Origin of the sequence: Streptomyces mobaraensis NBRC 13819 = DSM 40847, from assembly GCF_017916255.1 — a bacterium.
GTDB lineage: Bacteria > Actinomycetota > Actinomycetes > Streptomycetales > Streptomycetaceae > Streptomyces > Streptomyces mobaraensis.
Window position 1 is genome coordinate 5,936,548 of the sequence record NZ_CP072827.1, and the last position, 18,954, is coordinate 5,955,501.

Here is an 18,954-nt window from a genome sequence, read left to right on the forward strand (position 1 = left end):
CGCTCAGGGCGCGGCCCGTCGCGCGTGACCGTCGCGGTGGCGGCGCAGGGCTTCGAGCCGCTCGTCGTGCTCGTGCCGCAGGAGCGCGACACGGCTGCCGTCCTCTCGGCGCTCGGCGGCCCGCAACTCCACTTCCAGGGCGCGGAGCTCGCCCTCGTGGATCTCGCAGGGCGGGCACGGCGTCGGTGTGCGCGACGCGCGGGGTCCGCCGCTGTGCGGCAAGAGGATCGGGAGTGAGGGGTGGTTCATCGGGTCCTCGGGTGACAGGTGGGACAGGAACACGGCGGAAAGCGGAGCGGCGAGTCCGGCGGGCGGTCGGCGCGGGGGAGGTGCGTGACCGTGCTCCCGTACGTCCGGCCGCCGTCCCTGGAGACGCGCAGCGTCAGCCGGGAACGCGGCTCCTTCCGCCCGGCGCTCACCGCCGCTCCCAGAGCCCGGCGTCCTTGAGCTCCCGCACGGTCGCGATGCGGTGGTCGTCGAACGGGCAGTCCCATTCACTTCGGCCGTCCGGTGCGCGCAGCACGATGTGCGTGTACTTCTGGCGCACCACCTGGCCGAGCCGGCCGTCCCGGGTGTCGGTGGCCCAGTTTCCGTATCTCACCATCGGACACACCCCCCTGCCGTGGCCCGACTCGGAGTTCGCCTGCAGAGTTCCATGTGAACCACGGGCGTATCCGGGTGGAGCCGAGACACCTGGATCCAGTCCGATGTGATCGACGGCTCTCTGAGTCCTCGCACCGTCCACCTCCATCTGTCGTTGGGGGATGAGGAAACCGTTGCAGGGGCTCGACGGGCCAGGCGTCATGCGGACAGGGCATACGGGTATGCGCCCAACGCATACGGCGGCTCGCGGGTGCGGTCACTCGCAGTTACCGTGAGGGGAGCAGGCGCAAATGCAGTGGTCCGACGCCAGGTTGCGGGAAGCGGCCGCGGAAGGCGACTACGGACGAGTCATCAAACTGGCGCGTGAAAACGCCCGTATGACTCAGGGCCAACTCGGTGACGCCTGCGGACTCTCTCAGTCCGCTGTCTCACGCCTGGAGAAGCGCGGCAGAGGCGAGTACCACATGGCAATGCTCGCGAGGGCGGCAAGTCATCTCGGCATCCCACCGCATTTGGTCGGACTGGCCGACAGCGGTGCGAGCCCGCCCGGGGATGGGAATGATCCAATGGAACGGCGTAAATTTCTGACCGGCGTGGCGATAACCGCCTCCGTGCCAGTCCTCGGTGTGCCGACTCCCGCCCCGCAAGAGAGGGAGACCGGGCAAGCAGCCGTCTTGCGTATGGCTACGACCGCATATCGCCGAATGGACGCCACCGCCCCGGCCCGCGTGCTCGCCGAGGCGGTGCAGGGACATATGCGTCTCATCCAAGCAGTGACGTCGCAGGCGCGGGATCGTTCGACGCGGTCCAGGCTGGCGTCGGTGGGGAGCGAAGTGGCCGGCCTGGCCGGCTGGTTGAGCTGGGACATGGGCGATCACGGCTCGGCGCGAACATGGTACGGAGCCGCGATCAAGGCTGCCCGCCAGTCGGCCGACCCCCTGCTGCTCGCCTACCAGCAGGGCAGCTTGGCAAGTTTCGAAGTGGACGCGGGCAATGTGGCGCAGGGCCTGAGTCTCATCCACGGCGCACGCCGACTGCTGGGCCGTGACAGGCCCGCCATCGCCGCGGCATGGCTCTCTTCGTTGGAAGCGGTCGCGCACGCGACAGCAGGCGATGAACGTGCGGCCGAGCGCGCGCTCGTGGCGAGTGCTTCGGAGGTAGAGCGGCTGCACAGCGCGGATCCGCCGCCGTGGCCGTGGGTGTTCGTATTCGATGAGCGCAAGGTCGCCGCGGCTCGCATTACGTGTGGCGCCCGGCTGGCACGTCCGCGGTGGGTGCATTCGTCTGTGGAAGACGCCTCCGCGGCCCTATCATCGGGGCATGAGAAACAGCGGGCCCTCCTAGCGCTGGACGTGGCCAGTGGACATATGGCCTCCGGGCACTTGGACGCGGCGTTCACCCTCGCGACACAAGCATTGGACGTCGGCTTGAAGTTGCGCTCGGGACGCGTGGTCGAGCGGGCGCGCCAGTTCCGACGAGGTCTCTCCACGGGGAACCCGCCTGTCATCGTCCGCGACTTCGATGAGCGAATGCACGATGTATACCTGTGACGAGAGGGTCGCATGAGGATTGGTATCACGGGCCATCGCGGACTTTCGTCCGAAGTCGAGAGGCGTGTTCGCTTGGAGCTGGCCGCTCTTGTCGCGTCGCTGGAGGCGGCGGACCTGGTCGTCGTGAGCTGCATCGCGGACGGGCCGGATGCGTGGTTGGCGCAGGAAGTTCTCGCCCGGGGCGGGCGGCTTGAAGTCGTGGTTCCTGCCGAGAGCTACCGAGAGGGGCTGCCGCTCTCGCATCACGCGGAGTACGACGAGCTCATGCGCCGAGCTGTCGACGTGCACGCGACGGGACTGCGGCACTCCGACTCACACGCTCACATGGCGGGCAGCGAGCTGATGGTGGGGCTCGTCGACCGGCTGGTCGCCGTTTGGGATGGTGAGCCGGCGCGCGGCTATGGCGGCACCGCCGACGTCGTGGCCTACGCCGAGCGTAACGGCGTTCCCACTCAGGTTGTCTGGCCCGACGGAGCCTCCCGGTAGCAGGTCGCGACGGCCTCGGTCCGGCCCGCACGTCACCTCTTCAGCGCGCGCCGCGCGCGCGACCGCAGCGCGTGGGCCGTGTCGATGGCGGCGGTGCGCGATCGGTGGGCGGCCTCGCGCAGGGGGCCGAGGGCGCGCTTGCCCGGGCCGCGGCTCAGCAACTCCTCGTACAGCGCGAGGTGTTGGGCGGCGATGTGGGACGGGGTGAAGCGGGCCGAGTTCCGGTGGGCCGCTTCGCCCATGCGCCGGCGCGTCGCGTCGTCGCGGATCAGGTCGCACAGCGCGGCGGTGACGCCCGCCGTGTCGCCCGGGCGGACCAGGCGGCCGTCGACGCCGTCGGTGATGATCTCGCGCGGGCCGTTCGGGCAGTCGGTCGCGACGACCGGGAGGCCGCAGCGCATGGCCTCCACGATGGTCATGCCGAAGGACTCCCGGTCGGAGGTGGAGACGGCTATGGACGCCTTCGCCAGTTCCGCCTCCAGGTTGTCCACGTGGTCGTCGAGGGAGACGTGGTCGTGCAGGCCGAGGGCGTCGATGAGGGCGGTCAGGGCGCGGCGCTCGTCGCCGGTGGTGTCGCCCCTGCCGAAGATCCGCAGCCGCCAGTCCGGGTGGGAGGCGACGACGCCGGCGAAGGCCCTGATGAGGAGGTCGTAGCGCTTCACCGGGATGAGGCGCCCGGCGGCCACGACGACCTTGCGGTCGGGGTGCTCGGCCGGGCCGGCGGCCGGAGCCGCGGCGGGGACACTGTTCGCGATCGCCCGTATCCGTACGCCCGGCAGGGCGAGCCCCCGGTAGGCGTGCGCGTCGGCCTCGGTCACGGTGGTGAGCGCGTCCAGCAGGGGGTAGCGGTGGCGTATCTCGTGCCGCAGGCGCAGGCCGTGGCCGGAGAGGGTGAGGTGTTCCTGGCCCACTCGGATGGCGTCGGGGTGGGCCTGCCGGGCGATGTGCACGTTCAGGCCCGGCCGGGTGCCGACGATCACGTCCGTCTCCAACCCGGACAGATACCGGCCGATGCGCTCGTCCGTGAGGCGGCTGTACTGCCGGTGCCGGCCGTCCGCGCGGGGGAAGACGCGGGCGGGCCGGGCGTGGCGGGGGTCGTCGCCGTCGTAGTGCGGGGAGTCGCGGCACAGGTCCACCAGATGGGTCAGCCGGACGCCCGGCGGGGCGCCCATGACCGGCGTCTCGCGGTAGCGGATGGCCGAGATGATCTCCACGTCGTGCTGGGCGGCGGCCAGCGCGGCGGCGAGGTTGAACGTCGACCTGATCGTGCCGCCGACGGTGTAGGCGTTGTGGAGGAGGAAGGAAATACGCATGGGTGCACGCCTCCGGCCGGCGGCTGGTGGGGTCGGTCACGGTGTGGGACACAGCATGCGGCGATCCACCCAAAGATGATCTAAAGAACCCAAAGGCCGTCTTAAGGGAGGAGTCTGCCGACATGGCAGGCTTCATCCCGTGACAGGCATCCTGGTCGTCGAGGACGACCCGCAGCTCGGCCCCGCCCTCCGGCGCGGCCTGACGGCGGAGGGCTACCGCGTCGAACTCGTCCGCGACGGCACCACCGGGCTGGAGCGGGCCCTGACCGGCGGCCACGCGGTCATCGTGCTGGACATCATGCTCCCCGGTCTGAACGGTTACCGCATCTGCTCCGCGCTCCGCGCCGCGGGCCTCACCACGCCCGTGCTGATGCTCACCGCGAAAGGCGGCGAGTACGACGAGGCGGAGGGCCTGGACACCGGCGCCGACGACTACCTCGTCAAGCCGTTCTCCTCGGTCGTCCTCCTCGCCCGGCTGCGGGCCCTGCTGCGCCGGAGCGCCACCGGCACGGCCGACCGGTCCGTGCTGCGGGTCGGCGACCTGTGGGCGGACGTGACCTCCCGCCGCGCGGGCCGGGGCGACGTGGAGTTCGCGCTGACGCCGAAGGAGTTCGCGATCCTCACCTGCCTGCTGCGCACACCGGACCGCCCGGTGCCGAAGGAGGAGATCCTCGACGAGGTCTGGGACCCGGCCTATACCGGCGGCACCGCCATCGTGGAGGTCTACATCTCGACGCTCCGCAAGAAGGCCGACGCCCCCTTCGCCACCCACAGCATCGAGACCGTCCGCGGGTACGGGTACCGCCTCACGCCCCGCGAACGGCCGTGACGACCGCCCGCCGGAGGCCGTGGCGCCGCCGTACGCCCGCTCCGCCGGCCCTGCTCCGCCGGCTGTCCGGACTGCCCGGACACGTCCGCATCGCGCTCGTGGCGGGGATCACCGCCCTCGTGCTGTCCGGCACCGGGGCGTGGTGGTTGTTCCAGCACGTGCGGGAGAACGCCTACCGGGCGACGGACAACCGGGCGTTCGAACTGTCCATCCAGCTCGCCGCCCAGGCGGCAGCGGGCGGGGAGGGGCTCAGCGACCCCCTGCGCGGCTGGCCCCTCATCCAGATCGACCGGGCCGGCCGTACCGTCGCCGCGGCCGGCGGCACCGAGGACCTCACCGGTCTGGCCGGCCGGCTCCCGCCGCCGCCCGAAGGGCCTCCCCGCCGGGCGACCGGCGGCCCGCAGCGGGGCACGGTCCGCGTCGGCGGGGTCGACGAACGCGACCACGACCGTTTCCACCGTCCCGACGGAACGCTGAAGCCGCCGCCCGTCACCAACACCTCCGCCGAGCAGAAGGCGCTCCTCGACCACCGGCAGGCGCACGTCCTCGCCCACCGCACCATGACCGTCTTCGCCACCGCCGTGCACACCCCCGCGCACGCGTGCCGCCGGCCCACCGAGGCCGACGGCTCATGCCGCTCCACCCTCTACGTCCTCGTGCCCCCCGACGACTCCGAGCGGGCCGCCGACCCTCTGCGCGTCCCGCTCCTGGCGGGCGTCCCACTGGCCGCGCTGCTGGTCGCCGCCCTCGCCTGGACGGCCGCGCGCCGCTCGCTGCGTCCGGTCGAGGCGATCAGGCGGGAGGTCGCCGAGATCACCGACACCAGCCTCGACCGCCGCGTCCCCGTCCCGGACGCCCGCGACCCCGTCCGCCGCCTGGCCCTGACCACCAACACCACGCTGGACCGGCTGGAGGCCGCCGTGGAAGCCCGGCGCCGCTTCGTCGCGGACGCCTCGCACGAACTGCGTTCCCCCGTCGCCGCGTTGCGCTACGAACTAGAGACCGCCCTCGCCCACCCCGACACCGTCGACGCGCACGAGACGCTGCGGCACGCCCTCACGGCCACGCGGCGCGTCCACGCCCTCACCGAGGACCTGCTCCTGCTGGCCCGCCCCGACCGGCCCGCTGCCCGTTCCCTGGTCGACCTGGCGGGCCTCGCCGCGGAGCTCGTCCACGAGTACCGCCACCGCGGCCACCCCGTCTCGCTGCGCGCCGGCCCCGACCGGGCACCCGTCCGCGGCGACGGCGCGCAACTCCACCGCCTGCTGCGCAACCTCCTCGACAACGCCGTACGGCACGCGCGTACCGCCGTCGTCCTGGACGTCACCACCGACGGCCGGACGCACACGGTCACCGTCCACAACGACGGCACGCCCCTGGCCCCGGACGAGTACGAGCTGGTCTTCGAGCGGTTCACCCGGCTCGACGAGGCCCGCGCCCGCGACGCGGGCGGCAGCGGCCTCGGGCTCGCCATCGCCCGCGACATCGCCGAGCGCCACGGCGGCACCCTCACCGCCGGCTCCGACCACCCGCGCCCCGGGACCACCTTCACCCTCGTCCTGCCCGGGTCGGCGTGAACTACCAGGGCACGGCCTTCCCCTCGTAGTCGACGAAGTGCAGGCCCCGCTTCCCCCGATGCGCTTCCATCGTCTCCACCACCCCCGGAACGCTCTCCTCCACGCTGAGGTCCGCCTCCGGGCCGCCGAGTCCGGTGCGGACCCAGCCGGGGTCCATCAGGAGCAGGGTCCGGGTGTCCGAGGCGTGCCGGGCGGCGTGGCAGCGCATCAGCTGGTTGAGGGCGGACTTGCTCGCCCGGTAGAGGTCCTGGCCGCCCCGCGTGTTCAGCGAGACGCTGCCCTGGTCGGAGGACATGACGCCGATGGTGCCGGCCGGGGCGACCAGCGGGCGGAGGGTCTCCACGACGCGCATCGGGCTCAGCGCGTTGGTGACCATGACCTCCGTGAACATGTCCGTCGGCACCTCGCCGATCGGGAGATCGCCGCGCGTTATCGCGGCGTTGACGAAGAGGAGGTCGAGCGTCCGCGACGCCAGCCGGTCGCGGAGCGCCGCGATCCGGTACGGGTCTGTCATCTCCAGTGACTCGACGGTCAGTCGGCCCCCGGAGGTGTCGGTGTCGGACGTGAGGGTGGCGGCCAGGTCGTGCAGGCCCGTACGTCCGGTGCCGCGGACGGTGCCGATGACGTCCCAGCCGCGCCGGAGGTACTCGGCGGCGATCCCGAGGCCCAGGGTCCGGGAGGCCCCGACGATGAGAGCGGTTCTACGGGTCTCGGACATGCTGATTCCTGTTCTGGATACGGGCCGGCGGCGGGCGGATTCCGCGGACACGGGCCGGCGGGCAGGGCCCCAGTCTCCGAGCGGGCCCCGCCGGGCGTCCAATACCCTTCCCTCCGCATTGATACCGTTCGGGCATGGATCTGGACCTGCGCAAGCTCCGCTACTTCGTCGCGGTCGCCGAGCACCGGCACTTCGGCCGGGCGGCCCAGGCCCTGTTCATCGCCCAGCCGGTCCTCAGCCGGCAGATCCGGGCCTTCGAGGACGAGTTGGGGTACCGGCTGCTCGACCGCACCACCCGCAGCGTCGAACTCACCGCCGCCGGACGGCAGCTGTACGACGAGGCGCGCCGGATCACCGCCGTCGTCGACGCCGCGCTGCGGCGGGTGCGCGAGGCCGACCGCGGCGAGCAGCGGCTCGTCGTCGCCTTCTCGCCCGGCCTCCAGGTGTCCGACGCCATCCGGGAGTTCACGGCGCGCCACCCCGAGGTCGCGGTCGACGTGTTCCCGTTGCGCTGGTGGGAGCAGGACGCGCCGCTGCGCGACGGCCGCGCCCACGTCGGCTTCCTCCGGCGCCCCTTCGACGACGCCGGGCTGCGCACCGTCCCCATCGGCCGCGAGCGCAAGGTCCTCTGCCTGCCCGCCGCCCACCCGCTGGCCGGTCGTCCCGCTCTCACGGTCGCCGACCTCGACGCCGAGCCGATCCTCGACGTCAGGACGCGGCGGACGTCCTCACTGGAAGAGAAGTTCGAGCTCATCGCCTCCGGGCAGGGTGTCGCCCTCGTCCCGCTCAGCGTCGCGGGCAGGTACTCCCGCCCCGACCTGGTCTACCTCCCCGTCACCGACGCCCTGCCTGTCGAGACCTGCCTCGCCGTCCCGGAGGGCGACTCCTCCGGGCCCGCGTCCGCCTTCCTCGACATCGCCACCGCGACGCTGCGGCGGCGCTCCGGACACGGTGATGGCGAGGCCGGCGGTGAGGGCAAGGCTCACGGCGAGGGTGAGGCCCGCGGCGAGGGTGAGGCCGACGGTGGCCGCGGCTGGTTCGACGAGGTCCACGACCGCCGCCGGTCGGCGTCGCGGGGGCGATCCTGATCGGCGGCGGCGGGCCCGCATGAGCGCGGTCGCGCCCGGGTATCCCGCCAAGCGTGGTTTTTCAACAAAGTGTTGACGCCGAGGTGTCCAGGGCGTTAGCTGTGCGCAGCGCGTCCGAGTGCGGCGAGAAGCGCCACGGAGGTTCCCGTGACTTCGAGTTCGGTGCCGGGGCTCACCCGGTTCAACGCGGCGGACGACGGTGCGGCCCGCGCCGCGCTGTCGGAGGTGTGCGCGAGTACGGCGTGGGTCGAGGAGCTGCTGCGCGGCCGTCCGTACCCCGACGTCCGGGCGCTGCTCGCCGCCTCCGACGCGGCGGTGGCGCGGCTGGACGCGGCGGGGCTCGACGAGGCGCTCGCCGGGCACCCGCCCATCGGGCGGCCCACCCCGGGGGACGCCGTCTCGGCCGGTGAACAGCGCGGCATGACCGGCGCGCCGCCCGCGCTCGCCGCCGAGGTACGCGAACTGAACCTCGCCTACCGGGAGCGGTTCGGCCACGTCTTCCTCGTCTGCGCCACCGGCCTGACCGCCGAGGAGCTGCGCGACGCCCTCCGGCGCCGGATCGGCAACCCGCCCGACCGCGAACGCGAGGTCACCAGAGCCGAGTTGGGGCGCATCAACCGGCTGCGGCTGACCCGGCTCACGGAATCCACCCCCACGGAAACCGCCACCGTCTCCACCCACGTCCTCGACACCGCCGCCGGGCGCCCCGCCGCCGGGGTGACCGTGGCCCTCACCGCCCGTACCCGGGGCGCCTGGTCGGCGGTCGGCACCGCCGAGACCGACGGCGACGGCCGGTGCGGCGGCCTTCCGGCGCTGCCCGGGGAAGCGACCCACGCGCGGCTGCGGTTCGACGTCGGGCCCCACCTGTCCCGTGAACGAGCCGGGGGCGCAGCGTTCTTCCCCGAGGTCACCGCGGTCTTCGCCGTGGCGCCGGGGGAGCACTACCACGTACCGCTGCTGCTCAGCCCCTTCGGCTACTCCGTCTACCGAGGGAGCTAGCACGCGATGACCGAAGCCCCCATGACCGAAGGCCCCACGACCGAAGCCTCCAGCCGTCCCGCCGCCACCCGTCCCGTCCTCGGCCAGAACCAGTACGGCAAGGCCGAGTGCCACGTCGTCCGCGTCACCCGCGACGGCGCGACCCACCACATCAAGGACCTCGTCGTCTCCGTCGCCCTCTCCGGTGACATGGAGGACGTCCACCTCTCCGGCTCCAACGCCAACGTCCTCACCACCGACGCCACCAAGAACACCGTCTTCGCCTTCGCCAAGGAGCGCGGCATCGCCTCGGCCGAGGAGTTCGGCATCCACCTCGCCCGGCACTTCGTCACCAGTCAGCGGGCCATCCACCGGGCGCGCATCCGGATCGAGGAGCACGCCTGGGACCGGATCGACGCGCCCGGCGGCGACGCCCGGCACTCCTTCGTCCGGGCCGGCCGCGAGACCCGTACCGCGCAGATCACCTACGACGGGACGGCCTGGGAGGTGATCTCCGGCCTCAAGGACCTCGTGGTCCTCAACTCCACCGGCTCCGAGTTCCGCGGCTTCGTCAAGGACCACTACACCACCCTTGAGGAGACCGACGACCGCGTCCTCGCCACCGAGGTCAACTCCCGCTGGCGGTACGGCTGGACGGACGACGCCCGGCCCGCGCCGGACTGGGACGGGTCCTGGGCCGCCGTCCGCGGCCACCTGCTGCACGCCTTCGCGGACACGTACTCGTACTCCCTCCAGCAGACGCTGCACGCGATGGGCGGCCGGGTCGTCGAGCACCGTCCCGAGATCGAGGAGATCCGCCTCTCCCTCCCCAACAAGCACCACTTCCTCGTGGACCTGGCGCCCTTCGGCCTCAAGAACGACCACGAGGTCTACTACGCCGCCGACCGCCCGTACGGCCTGATCGAGGCCACCGTCCTGCGCCCGGGGGCGGAACCCGGCATCCCCGTGGACCTCACCTGTCTCTAGGGCTCCGCCCGCGGTACTTCCGGAGGAACAGCACTGTGACAGCAGCACAACCGCGGCGCACCGTCATCGAGAACTGCGCCCTCGCGACCGTGGACGCGCACGACACCGAACACCCCACCGGCCACCTCGTCATCGCGGACGAGCGGATCGAGTCCGTCGGCCCCGGGCCCGCCCCCGCCGGGCTCACCGGCGTCGTCCGCCGGGTGGAGGCCGGCGGCCACCTGGCGACCCCCGGGCTGGTCAACACCCACCACCACTTCTACCAGTGGCTCACCCGCGGCCTCGCCCAGGAGGCCGTCCTCTTCGACTGGCTGAAGGCGCTCTACCCGATATGGGCGCGCATCGACGAGCCCATGGTGTACGAGGCGGCCCGCGCCTCGCTCGCCATGATGGTGCGCGGCGGGGTGACCACCGCCGCCGACCACCACTACGTCTTCCCGCGCGGCAGCGGCGACCTGCTCGGCGCCGAGATCCGCGCCGCCCGCGAGCTGGGGGTGCGGTTCCACCCCACCCGCGGCTCGATGGACCTCGGCGAGTCCGCCGGCGGGCTGCCGCCGGACTTCGCCGTCGAGACGATCGACGCCGCGCTCGCCGCCACCGAGGAGGCGATCGACACCCACCACGATCCGTCCCCCGGCTCGATGCTGCGCGTCGGCGTCGCGCCCTGCTCGCCGTTCTCCGTCACCACCGACCTGCTGCGGGAGGCCGCCGCGCTCGCCCGCCGCAAGGGCGTCCGGCTGCACACGCACGGCTCGGAGACGGTCGAGGAGGAGCGGTTCTGCAAGGAGCGGTTCGGGATGGGCCCGACCGACTACCTGGACTCCACCGGCTGGCTCGGCGACGACGTGTGGATGGCCCACTGCGTGCACATGAACGACGCCGACATCGCCGCCTTCGCCCGCACCGGCACCGGCGTCGCCCACTGCCCGTCCTCCAACGCCCGCCTCGCCGCCGGCACCGCCCCCGTCCCCGCCCTCCTCGCGGCCGGCGTCCCGGTCGGGCTCGGCGTGGACGGCACCGCCTCCAACGAGTCCGGCGAACTCCACACCGAGCTGCGCAACTCCCTCCTCGTCCACCGGCTTTCCTCCGGCGCAGGTGCGTTGACGGCCCGTCAGTCCCTGCGCATGGCGACGTACGGTGGCGCGCGGGTGCTCGGGCGGGCGGACGAACTGGGCTCGCTCGAACCCGGCAAGCTCGCCGACCTCGTCCTCTGGCGCCTCGACGGGCTCGGCCACTCCACCGTCGCCGACCCGGTGGCCGCCCTCGTCCTGGGCCCGCCGGCGCCCGTCACCCTCTCCCTCGTCCACGGGCGGCCGGTCGTCGAGAACGGCCGGCTGGTCACCGCCGACGAGGACGGGATCGCCCGCGCCGCCCGCACCGAATCCCGCCGCCTGGCCCGCATCGCGGCGGGGGAGTGAGGGAACTCCCCATCCCGCGACGCCTCCGGAAACCGTGCTGCCCCATCGGCGGTACGCACAACGACAGGAGGAACGCCCCCGTGACCGTGCCCAGCCCGTCCGCCGACGCCGCCGCCGAACCACCCGAATCGGGGCCGCCCCCGGCGGGCGGCGGGCAGATCCCCGGCCCGGAGGCGTCGTCACCACCGGACGCACCCCCACCCGCGGACGCGCCCCCGCCACCGGAGCCATCCCCGCCACCGAAGTCGTCCCCGCCGCCGGAGGCACCCCCGTCCGTCCACCCCGTCGACGAACTCCCGCGCCCCGCCCGCCTGCTGGCGACCGGACTGCAACACGTCGCCGCCAGCTACGCCGGTGTCGTCGCCCCGCCGCTCGTGATCGGGGCCGCCGTCGGGCTGTCCACGCGGGAGGTCACCTTCCTCGTCGGGGCCGCCCTGTTCACGGCCGGGCTGGCCACGCTGCTCCAGACCATCGGGTTCCGCGGTGTCGGGGCGCGGCTGCCGTTCGTCAACGGCGTCTCGTTCGCGGGCGTCGCGCCCGTCCTCGCCATCGCCGACGGGCAGGCGGACCGGCGGGACGCGCTGCCGGTGGTCTTCGGGGCCGTGATGGTCGCCGGGGCGCTGGGTTTCGTCCTGGCCCCCTACTTCTGCCGACTGGTCCGCTTCTTCCCGCCGGTCGTCAGCGGCACGGTCATCACCCTCATCGGCCTCACCCTGCTCCCCGTCGCCTTCGGCTGGATCCAGGACGGCCACCCGGAGCGGCCCGCGACCGGGACCGGCCTCGGGCTGGCCGGGGCGACGCTGCTCATCGTGCTGGTGCTGCGCCGGCTGCTCCAGGGGTTCCTGCGGCAGATCGCCGTGCTGCTCGGCCTGGTCGCCGGAACGCTGCTGGCCGTGCCCCTGGGGGCGGTGGACGGCTCCGCCACCCGGCACGCGGCGCTCGTCGGCTTCCCCGAGCCGTTCCACTTCGGCACCCCGCACGTCCAGGTGTCGGCCGTGGTGAGCATGTCCATCCTGATGCTGGTGTGCATGACGGAGAGCACGGCGGACATGCTCGCGCTCGGCGAGATCGTCGGGCGGCCGGCGGACGAGACGACGATCGCGGCCGGGCTGCGGGCAGATACCCTCGGCAGCGCCGTCGCACCCGTGTTCAACGGCTTCACCAACAGCGCGTTCGCGCAGAACATCGGACTCGTCGCCATCACCGGCGTGCGCAGCCGCTTCACCGTCGCCGTGTGCGGGCTGGTCTTCGTCGTCCTCGGGCTCAGTCCGGCGTTCGCCTCGCTGGTCGCGCTGGTGCCGCGGCCGGTGCTGGGCGGGGCCGGCCTGGTGCTGTTCGGGACGGTCGCGGCGAGCGGCATCGGCGTCCTGGTCAAGGCGGGGCTCGACCGGGGCGACAACGTGCTCGTCGCCGCCGTCTCGCTTGGCATGGGCATGATCCCCGTCGTCTCCAAGACCTTCTACGCCGGGCATGCCGTCCCGGAGGCGGTGCGGACCGTCCTCGGTTCGGGCGTCAGTGCCGGCTGCCTGACGGCCGTCCTGCTCAACCTCGCCTTCCGGGGAGTGGGGCGCGCCCGGCGGGCCGCCGGACCACCCCGCGTGGCGGAAGGGGAGAAACCGCTGATCTAGTGATAATCGGGGCACACCGACTGCATCCGCCGTGCGGAGAGGGGCCCCATGGACGACCGGCCGCCGCCAGACGACGACGCCTCCGGCGCCTCCGAGACCTCCGAGAGCGAGCCCGGCCGCCGCCGCTTCGTCTTCCCCAGCGCCCTCACCGTGCTCGTCGCCGTCACCGTCGTCGTCTGGGCCCTCGCCTTCGTCATCCCCTCCGGCAGCTACCGGCGGACCCCGGACGGCAACCCCGTCCAGGGCACGTACCACCGCGAGGCGGCGCCCGGCGACTTCGTCCACCGGCTGGGCGAGCTGTTCCTCGCCCCCGTCAACGGCCTCTACGGCATCCGGGACCCGCGCACCGGCCAGGTCGCCCCCGACGCCGCCGGCACCCTCTACGGCAGCGCCGGCGTCTTCCTGTTCGTCCTCGCCATCGGCGCGTTCATCACCGTCGTCTTCGCCACCGGCGCCCTCGACCGCGGCATCGAACGCCTCGCCCACCGGCTGCGCGCCCGCGGCGCCCTGCTGATCGCCGGCGTGATGACCGTCTTCTCGCTGCTCGGCACGGTGGAGGGCTTCGCCGAGGAGACGCTCGGCTTCTACGGTTTGATCGTCCCGCTGATGCTCGCCCTGGGGTACGACCGGATGGTCGCCACCGGCGCCATCATCCTGGGCGCGGGCGTCGGCGTGCTCGCCTCCACCGTCAATCCCTTCGCGACGGGCGTCGCGTCGTCCGCCGCCGACGTCTCGCTCGGCGACGGGATCGCGCTGCGCTTCGCGATGTGGCTGGTCCTCACCGGCGTCACCATCGCCTACGTCCTCTGGTACGCCCACCGGGTGCGCGCCCACCCCGACCGGTCCCTCGTCGGCTTCCTGCCCGGCGACCGGGAACTGGCCGCCGCCTCCGCCGAACCGCCCGCCCTCACCGGGCTGCACCGGACCGTGCTCGCCCTGGTCACCGCCGTCTTCCTCTTCATGATCTTCTCGGTGATCCCCTGGGCGAGCGCCCTCACCGGGCGCGCCGACGCGAAGCCCTACGGCTGGGAACTCGGCTGGTCCTTCGCCCAGTTGGCGGCCCTCTTCCTCACGGCCGCGCTGCTGGTGGGGATCGTGGCGCGGCTGGGGGAGCGGCGGCTGAGCGCGGTCGTCGTCCAGGGCGCGGCCGACTTCCTCGCGCCCGCCCTGACGATCGTCCTCGCCCGCGGTGTCACGGTCATCATGAACAACGCCCGCATCACGGACACCGTGCTGCACTCGATCGAGAGCGCCGTCACCGGCACCGCCGCCTCCGTCTTCGGCGTGATGGTCTTCGTCGTCAACCTCCCCCTCGCCTTCCTCATCCCCTCCACCTCCGGCCACGCCACCCTCGCCATGCCCATCCTCGCCCCGCTCGCCGACTTCGCGGGCGTCTCGCGGGCCGTGGTGGTGACGGCCTGGCAGGCGGCCAGCGGCTGGATGAACCTGTGGGTGCCGACGACGGCCGTGGTGGTCGGCGGGGTGTCGCTGGCGAAGGTGGGCTACGACCGGTACCTGCGCTTCGTCTGGCCGCTGCTGGCCGTGCTGGCGGTGCTGATCTGCGGGTTCGTGGCGTTCGGGGCGGTCGCTACCTGAGGCGGGCGGCTCGGGCCGTGTGGGGACGGGCCCGCCCCGGCGGCCGTCGCGTCCCCGCCGCCCGTCCGGTCCCTTACGGCGCCGCGACCTCCGGCGTCGGCAGCCCCCGCTCGTCGTCCCGGGCGGCCTCGGCCGGTCCTGCCCCTCCGTTCACGGCCGCGAACTGCGTGCGGTACAGCTCCGCGTACCGCCCGCCGAGCGTGAGGAGCTCGTCGTGCGTGCCGCGTTCGACGACCCGGCCGGCCTCGACGACGAGGATCCGGTCGGCGGCCCGGACCGTCGACAGCCGGTGGGCGATCACCACCGCCGTGCGGCCCTCCAGCGCCTCCGCCAGGGCCTCCTGCACGGCGGCCTCGGAGGTGTTGTCGAGGTGGGCGGTGGCCTCGTCCAGGATGACGACGCGCTGCCGGGCCAGCAGCAGCCGGGCGATGGTCATCCGCTGCCGCTCGCCGCCGGAGAGCCGGTAGCCGCGCTCGCCGACGACCGTGTCGAGCCCGTCCGGCAGCGCGCGCACCAGGTCGTCGAGGCGGGCCCGGCGCAGCGCGTCCCACAGCTCGTCGTCCGTCGCGCCCGGCCGGGCGAGGGCGAGGTTGGCGCGGACGGTGTCGTGGAAGAGGTGGCCGTCCTGGGTGACCATGCCGAGCGTGGCCCGCAGCGAAGCGGCCGTCAGGTCGCGGACGTCGACACCGCCGAGGCGCACGCTGCCCGCGTCCACGTCGTACAGCCGGGGCAGCAGCTGCGCGATGGTGGACTTGCCGGCGCCCGACGAGCCGACGAGGGCGATGGTCTGCCCGGGCTCGGCGCGGAACGAGACGCCGTGCAGCACCTCGGCGCCGCCGCGCGTGTCCAGCGCGGCGACCTCCTCCAGGGAGGCGAGGGAGACCTTGTCGGCCGACGGGTAGCCGAAGCGGACGTCCTCGAACTCGACCGAGACCGGCCCGTCCGGCACCGGCCGGGCGTCCGGCCGCTCCGCGATCAGCGGCTTGAGGTCCAGCACCTCGAAGACCCGCTCGAAGGAGACGAGGGCGCTCATGATCTCGACACGGGCACCGGCCAGCGCGGTCAGCGGCGCGTACAGCCGGGTGAGCAGCAGCGCGAGGGAGACGATGGCGCCCGGTTCGAGGGAGCCGCGCAGCGCGAACCAGCCGCCGAGGCCGTACACCAGGGCCAGCGCGAGGGCCGAGACGAGGGTGAGGGCGGTGATGAACGCCGACTGGGCCATCGCCGTCCGCACCCCGATGTCCCGCACCCGGCGCGCCCGGGCGGCGAACTCCGCCGACTCGTCGTCCGGCCGCCCGAACAGCTTCACCAGCGTGGCGCCCGGCGCCGAGAACCGCTCGGTCATCCGGGTGCCCATCGCGGCGTTGAGGTCGGCGGCCTCCCGCTGGAGCCGGGCCATCCGGGCGCCCACCCGGCGGGCGGGCACCACGAACACCGGCAGCAGCACCAGCGCGAGCAGGGTGATCCGCCAGGACAGGGTCAGCATCACGGCGAGGGTGAGCAGCAGCGTCACCAGGTTTCCGACGACGCCCGACAGCGAGTTGCTGAACGCCCGCTGCGCGCCGATCACGTCGTTGTTCAGCCGGCTGACCAGCGCGCCGGTGCGGGTGCGGGTGAAGAACGCGACCGGCATCCGCTGGACGTGGTCGAAGACCGCCGTCCGCAGGTCGAGGATCAGCCCCTCGCCGAGCGTCGCCGACAGCCAGCGGTTGAGCAGGCCGAGCGCCGCCTCGCCCAGGGCGATGGCGGCGATCAGCAGCGCGAGCCGGACGACCGTGCCCGGCTCGTCGCCGTGCACGATCGCGTTCACGACCCGCCCGGCGAGCACCGGCGTCGCCACGGCGAGCAGCGCGCCCGCGACGCTCAGCAGGACGAAGAGGACGATGTGGCGGCGGTGCGGCCGGGCGAAGGCGGCGACGCGGCGCAGGGTGGCCCGGGCGAAGGGGCGCCGGTCGCGCTGCGCGTTGATCAGCCCGTGCAGCTGCATCCAGGCGGTGGTCTCCATGCTCATGGGAGGAACCGTAGAACCTCAACCTCCGTCGAGGTAAAGCGGCGATCGCACCGGAGCGCGCACCACCGCCCGGATCGCGGCCCCGGCCATGGCCCGGAGCGCCGCTCGGTCCGGCCGCCGGAATCCGCCGGCCGGACCAGAGGAGGGACGAGACGGCGTGGACGACCGGGCTCAACGCAGTGGCGAGGGCGCCCAGCGCGAGGGCGAGTGCGGGGGTGACGAGCAGCATGGCGTCTCCTTACCGGGGGCGGGTTCCGGTTCCGGCGAGAACTGCCCGGAGCCCCGTCGTCCCAGTCGCGGTCTCCCCCGTGTGGGCTGCGCTGTATCGATCCCTCGCCGCCTTGTTCGGGGGCGGCGCGGTCTCAGTCGAGGAGTTCGTACGCCGGCAGGGTGAGGAACTCCGCGTAGTCGTCGTCCAGGGCGACCCGCAGCAGCAGGTCGTGGGCCTCGCGCCAGCGGCCCGCCGCGAAGCCCGTCTCGCCCAGCTCGGCGCGGACCGCCTCGAGTTCGGCCGCCGCCACCTCGCGGACGAGGGCGGGCGTCGCCTTCTCGCCGCCGTCCAGGACGACGCCGGTGTGCACCCACTGCCAGATCTGGGAGCGGGAGATCTCCGCCGTCGCCGCGTCCTCCATCAGGTTGAAGATGGCCACCGCGCCCTGCCCCCGCAGCCACGCCTCGATGTAGCGGATGCCGACCTGGACGGCGTTCCGCAGGCCCTCGAAGGTCGGCTTCGCCTCCGTCGTGCCGAGCGCGAGGAGCTGCCCGGCGGTGACGTGGACGTCCTCGCGCAGGCGGTGCTTCTGGTGCGGGCGGTCGCCGAGGACGGCGTCGAAGGCGGCGCGGGCGACCGGGACGAGGTCCGGGTGGGCGACCCAGGAGCCGTCGAAGCCGTCGCCCGCCTCCCGTTCCTTGTCGGCCCTGACCTTCGCCAGGGCCGCCTCGTTGACCTCCGGGTCGCGGCGGGACGGGATGAAGGCCGCCATGCCGCCGATGGCGTGCGCGCCGCGCTGGTGGCAGGTGCGGACGAGGAGTTCGGTGTAGGCGCGCATGAAGGGCACGGTCATGGTGACGGCGTTGCGGTCGGGCAGCACGAACTCCGCGCCCGCGGCACGGAAGTTCTTGATGAGGGAGAAGAGGTAGTCCCAGCGGCCCGCGTTGAGCCCGGAGGCGTGGTCGCGCAGCTCGTAGAGGATCTCCTCCATCTCGAACGCCGCCGTGATCGTCTCGATCAGCACGGTGGCGCGGACCGTACCGTGCGGCAGGCCCAGTCGCTCCTGCGCGAACACGAACACGTCGTTCCACAGCCGCGCCTCGCGGTGCGACTCCAGTTTGGGGAGGTAGAAGAACGGCCCCTTGCCGCGCTCGGCGAGGCGGCGCGCGTTGTGGAAGAAGAAGAGGCCGAAGTCGACCAGCGCGCCGGGTACGGGCCGGCCGGCGACGGTGAGGTGGCGCTCGTCGAGGTGCCAGCCGCGCGGGCGGACGACGACGGTCGCCAGCTCCTCGTCGGGGCGCAGGGCGTACGTCTTCCCCTCCGCGGTGGTGAAGTCGATGCGGCGCTCGAACGCGTCGATCAGGTTGAGCTGGCCCTGGACGACGTTCCGCCAGGTGGGGGCGGAGGCGTCCTCGAAGTCCGCGAGCCAGACGCGGGCGCCGGAGTTGAGGGCGTTGACCGTCATCTTGCGGTCGGTCGGCCCGGTGATCTCGACCCGCCGGTCGTCGAGCGCGGCCGGGGCGGGGGCCACCCGCCACGTCGGGTCCTCGCGGACGCGCGCGGTCTCCGGGAGGAAGTCCAGCGTCCCGGTACGGGCGATCTCGGCGCGCCGCTCGGCCCGGCGGGCCAGCAGGTCGTCACGGCGCGGGGTGAACCGCTCGTGCAGAGCGGCCACGAACTCCAGGGCCGGGCCGGTCAGTACCTCCTCCTGGCGCGTCACGGTCGCGGTCCCGGCGGCGACGGACGGGGTCGGCGCTGCTGCGGGCATGGGCGGTCACTCCTCGCTCGGGGGGATCGGGGGGTGCGGGGGGTGCGGCGGTGCGGGGCCGTGCGGCACGGGGTGCCGCACGGTGACGATCTCTTTGGAGGTTAGTTTCCGCATGCTGGAAATTCAATCCGGTGAGATGGGGGAAGGGCGCTTTCCGGCCGCCGGACGGGCGGTCGCCCATGGCCCGAAGTGC

At 73.3% G+C, this 18,954-nt stretch carries 16 protein-coding genes and 1 pseudogene; 11 read left to right on the forward strand and 6 right to left on the reverse strand.

From position 1 onward, the window contains the following. Positions 1-3 precede the first annotated feature (3 nt). Both J7W19_RS25660 and J7W19_RS25665 read right to left on the reverse strand, forming a co-directional pair. On the reverse strand, positions 4-282 hold the full coding sequence (locus J7W19_RS25660) for a hypothetical protein (RefSeq protein WP_040889000.1): 279 nt from the start codon (positions 280-282) through the stop codon (positions 4-6). 133 nt (positions 283-415) lie between these two features. Next, positions 416-604 (reverse strand): hypothetical protein, encoded by a 189-nt coding sequence (locus J7W19_RS25665; RefSeq protein WP_004942446.1) that lies wholly within the window; start codon positions 602-604, stop codon positions 416-418. 289 nt (positions 605-893) lie between these two features. Between J7W19_RS25665 and J7W19_RS33540 the strand changes: the two are divergent. From J7W19_RS33540 to J7W19_RS25675, 3 genes and pseudogenes are all read left to right on the forward strand, one after another. Further along, positions 894-1,109 (forward strand): annotated as a pseudogene (locus J7W19_RS33540) (helix-turn-helix domain-containing protein); the annotation flags it as partial. A gap of 198 nt (positions 1,110-1,307) precedes the next feature. Beyond that, a complete protein-coding gene (locus J7W19_RS25670; protein ID WP_233478307.1) occupies positions 1,308-2,153 on the forward strand; it encodes a hypothetical protein in 846 nt (281 codons plus the stop codon). A 12-nt stretch (positions 2,154-2,165) separates the two neighbouring features. After that, positions 2,166-2,639: a hypothetical protein gene (locus J7W19_RS25675; protein WP_004942450.1), complete on the forward strand. Its 474-nt coding sequence runs from the start codon at positions 2,166-2,168 to the stop codon at positions 2,637-2,639. Between the two features lie 32 nt (positions 2,640-2,671). Here the strand turns inward: J7W19_RS25675 and J7W19_RS25680 are convergent, their stop codons facing one another. Further along, complete coding sequence (locus J7W19_RS25680) at positions 2,672-3,952, reverse strand: glycosyltransferase (protein ID WP_004942452.1); 1,281 nt, start codon at positions 3,950-3,952, stop codon at positions 2,672-2,674. A gap of 139 nt (positions 3,953-4,091) precedes the next feature. Between J7W19_RS25680 and J7W19_RS25685 the strand changes: the two genes are divergently transcribed. Continuing rightward, positions 4,092-4,781 carry a response regulator transcription factor gene (locus J7W19_RS25685; protein ID WP_004942453.1) on the forward strand — a complete coding sequence of 230 codons (690 nt, stop codon included), beginning with the start codon at positions 4,092-4,094 and terminating at the stop codon, positions 4,779-4,781. Then, entirely contained in the window at positions 4,778-6,358 is a 1,581-nt protein-coding gene (locus J7W19_RS25690) for a sensor histidine kinase (protein WP_004942455.1), read from the forward strand. The genes J7W19_RS25685 and J7W19_RS25690 overlap by 4 nt, the downstream gene beginning before the upstream one ends. A 1-nt stretch (position 6,359) precedes the next feature. Here the strand turns inward: J7W19_RS25690 and J7W19_RS25695 are convergent, their stop codons facing one another. After that, entirely contained in the window at positions 6,360-7,076 is a 717-nt protein-coding gene (locus J7W19_RS25695) for an SDR family NAD(P)-dependent oxidoreductase (protein WP_004942457.1), read from the reverse strand. A 134-nt stretch (positions 7,077-7,210) separates the two neighbouring features. Between J7W19_RS25695 and J7W19_RS25700 the strand changes: the two genes are divergently transcribed. The 6 genes from J7W19_RS25700 (at position 7,211) to J7W19_RS25725 (ending at position 14,771) form a co-directional block, all read left to right on the forward strand. Beyond that, on the forward strand, positions 7,211-8,164 hold the full coding sequence (locus tag J7W19_RS25700) for a LysR family transcriptional regulator (protein ID WP_004942459.1): 954 nt from the start codon (positions 7,211-7,213) through the stop codon (positions 8,162-8,164). 147 nt (positions 8,165-8,311) lie between these two features. Then, entirely contained in the window at positions 8,312-9,163 is an 852-nt protein-coding gene (gene uraD / locus J7W19_RS25705) for a 2-oxo-4-hydroxy-4-carboxy-5-ureidoimidazoline decarboxylase (RefSeq protein ID WP_106429576.1), read from the forward strand. 21 nt (positions 9,164-9,184) lie between these two features. Further along, a complete protein-coding gene (gene pucL / locus J7W19_RS25710; protein WP_051072546.1) occupies positions 9,185-10,129 on the forward strand; it encodes a factor-independent urate hydroxylase in 945 nt (314 codons plus the stop codon). Positions 10,130-10,164: 35 nt separating this feature from the next. Then, positions 10,165-11,547 carry an 8-oxoguanine deaminase gene (locus J7W19_RS25715; RefSeq protein ID WP_004942464.1) on the forward strand — a complete coding sequence of 461 codons (1,383 nt, stop codon included), beginning with the start codon at positions 10,165-10,167 and terminating at the stop codon, positions 11,545-11,547. Between the two features lie 158 nt (positions 11,548-11,705). Continuing rightward, positions 11,706-13,175 (forward strand): nucleobase:cation symporter-2 family protein, encoded by a 1,470-nt coding sequence (locus J7W19_RS25720; protein WP_106429579.1) that lies wholly within the window; start codon positions 11,706-11,708, stop codon positions 13,173-13,175. A 48-nt stretch (positions 13,176-13,223) separates the two neighbouring features. After that, complete coding sequence (locus J7W19_RS25725; RefSeq protein ID WP_004942467.1) at positions 13,224-14,771, forward strand: YfcC family protein; 1,548 nt, start codon at positions 13,224-13,226, stop codon at positions 14,769-14,771. A 73-nt stretch (positions 14,772-14,844) separates the two neighbouring features. Here J7W19_RS25725 and J7W19_RS25730 read toward each other — a convergent pair whose 3' ends face one another. Both J7W19_RS25730 and aceB read right to left on the reverse strand, forming a co-directional pair. Beyond that, positions 14,845-16,776 carry an ABC transporter ATP-binding protein gene (locus J7W19_RS25730; RefSeq protein WP_004942468.1) on the reverse strand — a complete coding sequence of 644 codons (1,932 nt, stop codon included), beginning with the start codon at positions 16,774-16,776 and terminating at the stop codon, positions 14,845-14,847. Between the two features lie 368 nt (positions 16,777-17,144). Next, positions 17,145-18,761, reverse strand: a complete 1,617-nt coding sequence (gene aceB, locus J7W19_RS25735) for a malate synthase A (RefSeq protein ID WP_004942469.1) — start codon at positions 18,759-18,761, stop codon at positions 17,145-17,147. Positions 18,762-18,954: the final 193 nt, after the last annotated feature.

Bases quoted from the DNA above. Each gene is read 5' to 3' on its own strand.
- J7W19_RS25665 (WP_004942446.1), bottom strand. From the start codon at position 604: ATGGTGAGATACGGAAACTGGGCCACCGACACCCGGGACGGCCGGCTC.
- J7W19_RS25670 (WP_233478307.1), top strand. From the start codon at position 1,308: ATGGACGCCACCGCCCCGGCCCGCGTGCTCGCCGAGGCGGTGCAGGGA.
- J7W19_RS25675 (WP_004942450.1), top strand. From the start codon at position 2,166: ATGAGGATTGGTATCACGGGCCATCGCGGACTTTCGTCCGAAGTCGAG.
- J7W19_RS25680 (WP_004942452.1), bottom strand. From the start codon at position 3,952: ATGCGTATTTCCTTCCTCCTCCACAACGCCTACACCGTCGGCGGCACG.
- J7W19_RS25695 (WP_004942457.1), bottom strand. From the start codon at position 7,076: ATGTCCGAGACCCGTAGAACCGCTCTCATCGTCGGGGCCTCCCGGACC.
- J7W19_RS25700 (WP_004942459.1), top strand. From the start codon at position 7,211: ATGGATCTGGACCTGCGCAAGCTCCGCTACTTCGTCGCGGTCGCCGAG.
- pucL (WP_051072546.1), top strand. From the start codon at position 9,185: ATGACCGAAGGCCCCACGACCGAAGCCTCCAGCCGTCCCGCCGCCACC.
- J7W19_RS25725 (WP_004942467.1), top strand. From the start codon at position 13,224: ATGGACGACCGGCCGCCGCCAGACGACGACGCCTCCGGCGCCTCCGAG.
- J7W19_RS25730 (WP_004942468.1), bottom strand. From the start codon at position 16,776: ATGGAGACCACCGCCTGGATGCAGCTGCACGGGCTGATCAACGCGCAG.
- aceB (WP_004942469.1), bottom strand. From the start codon at position 18,761: ATGCCCGCAGCAGCGCCGACCCCGTCCGTCGCCGCCGGGACCGCGACC.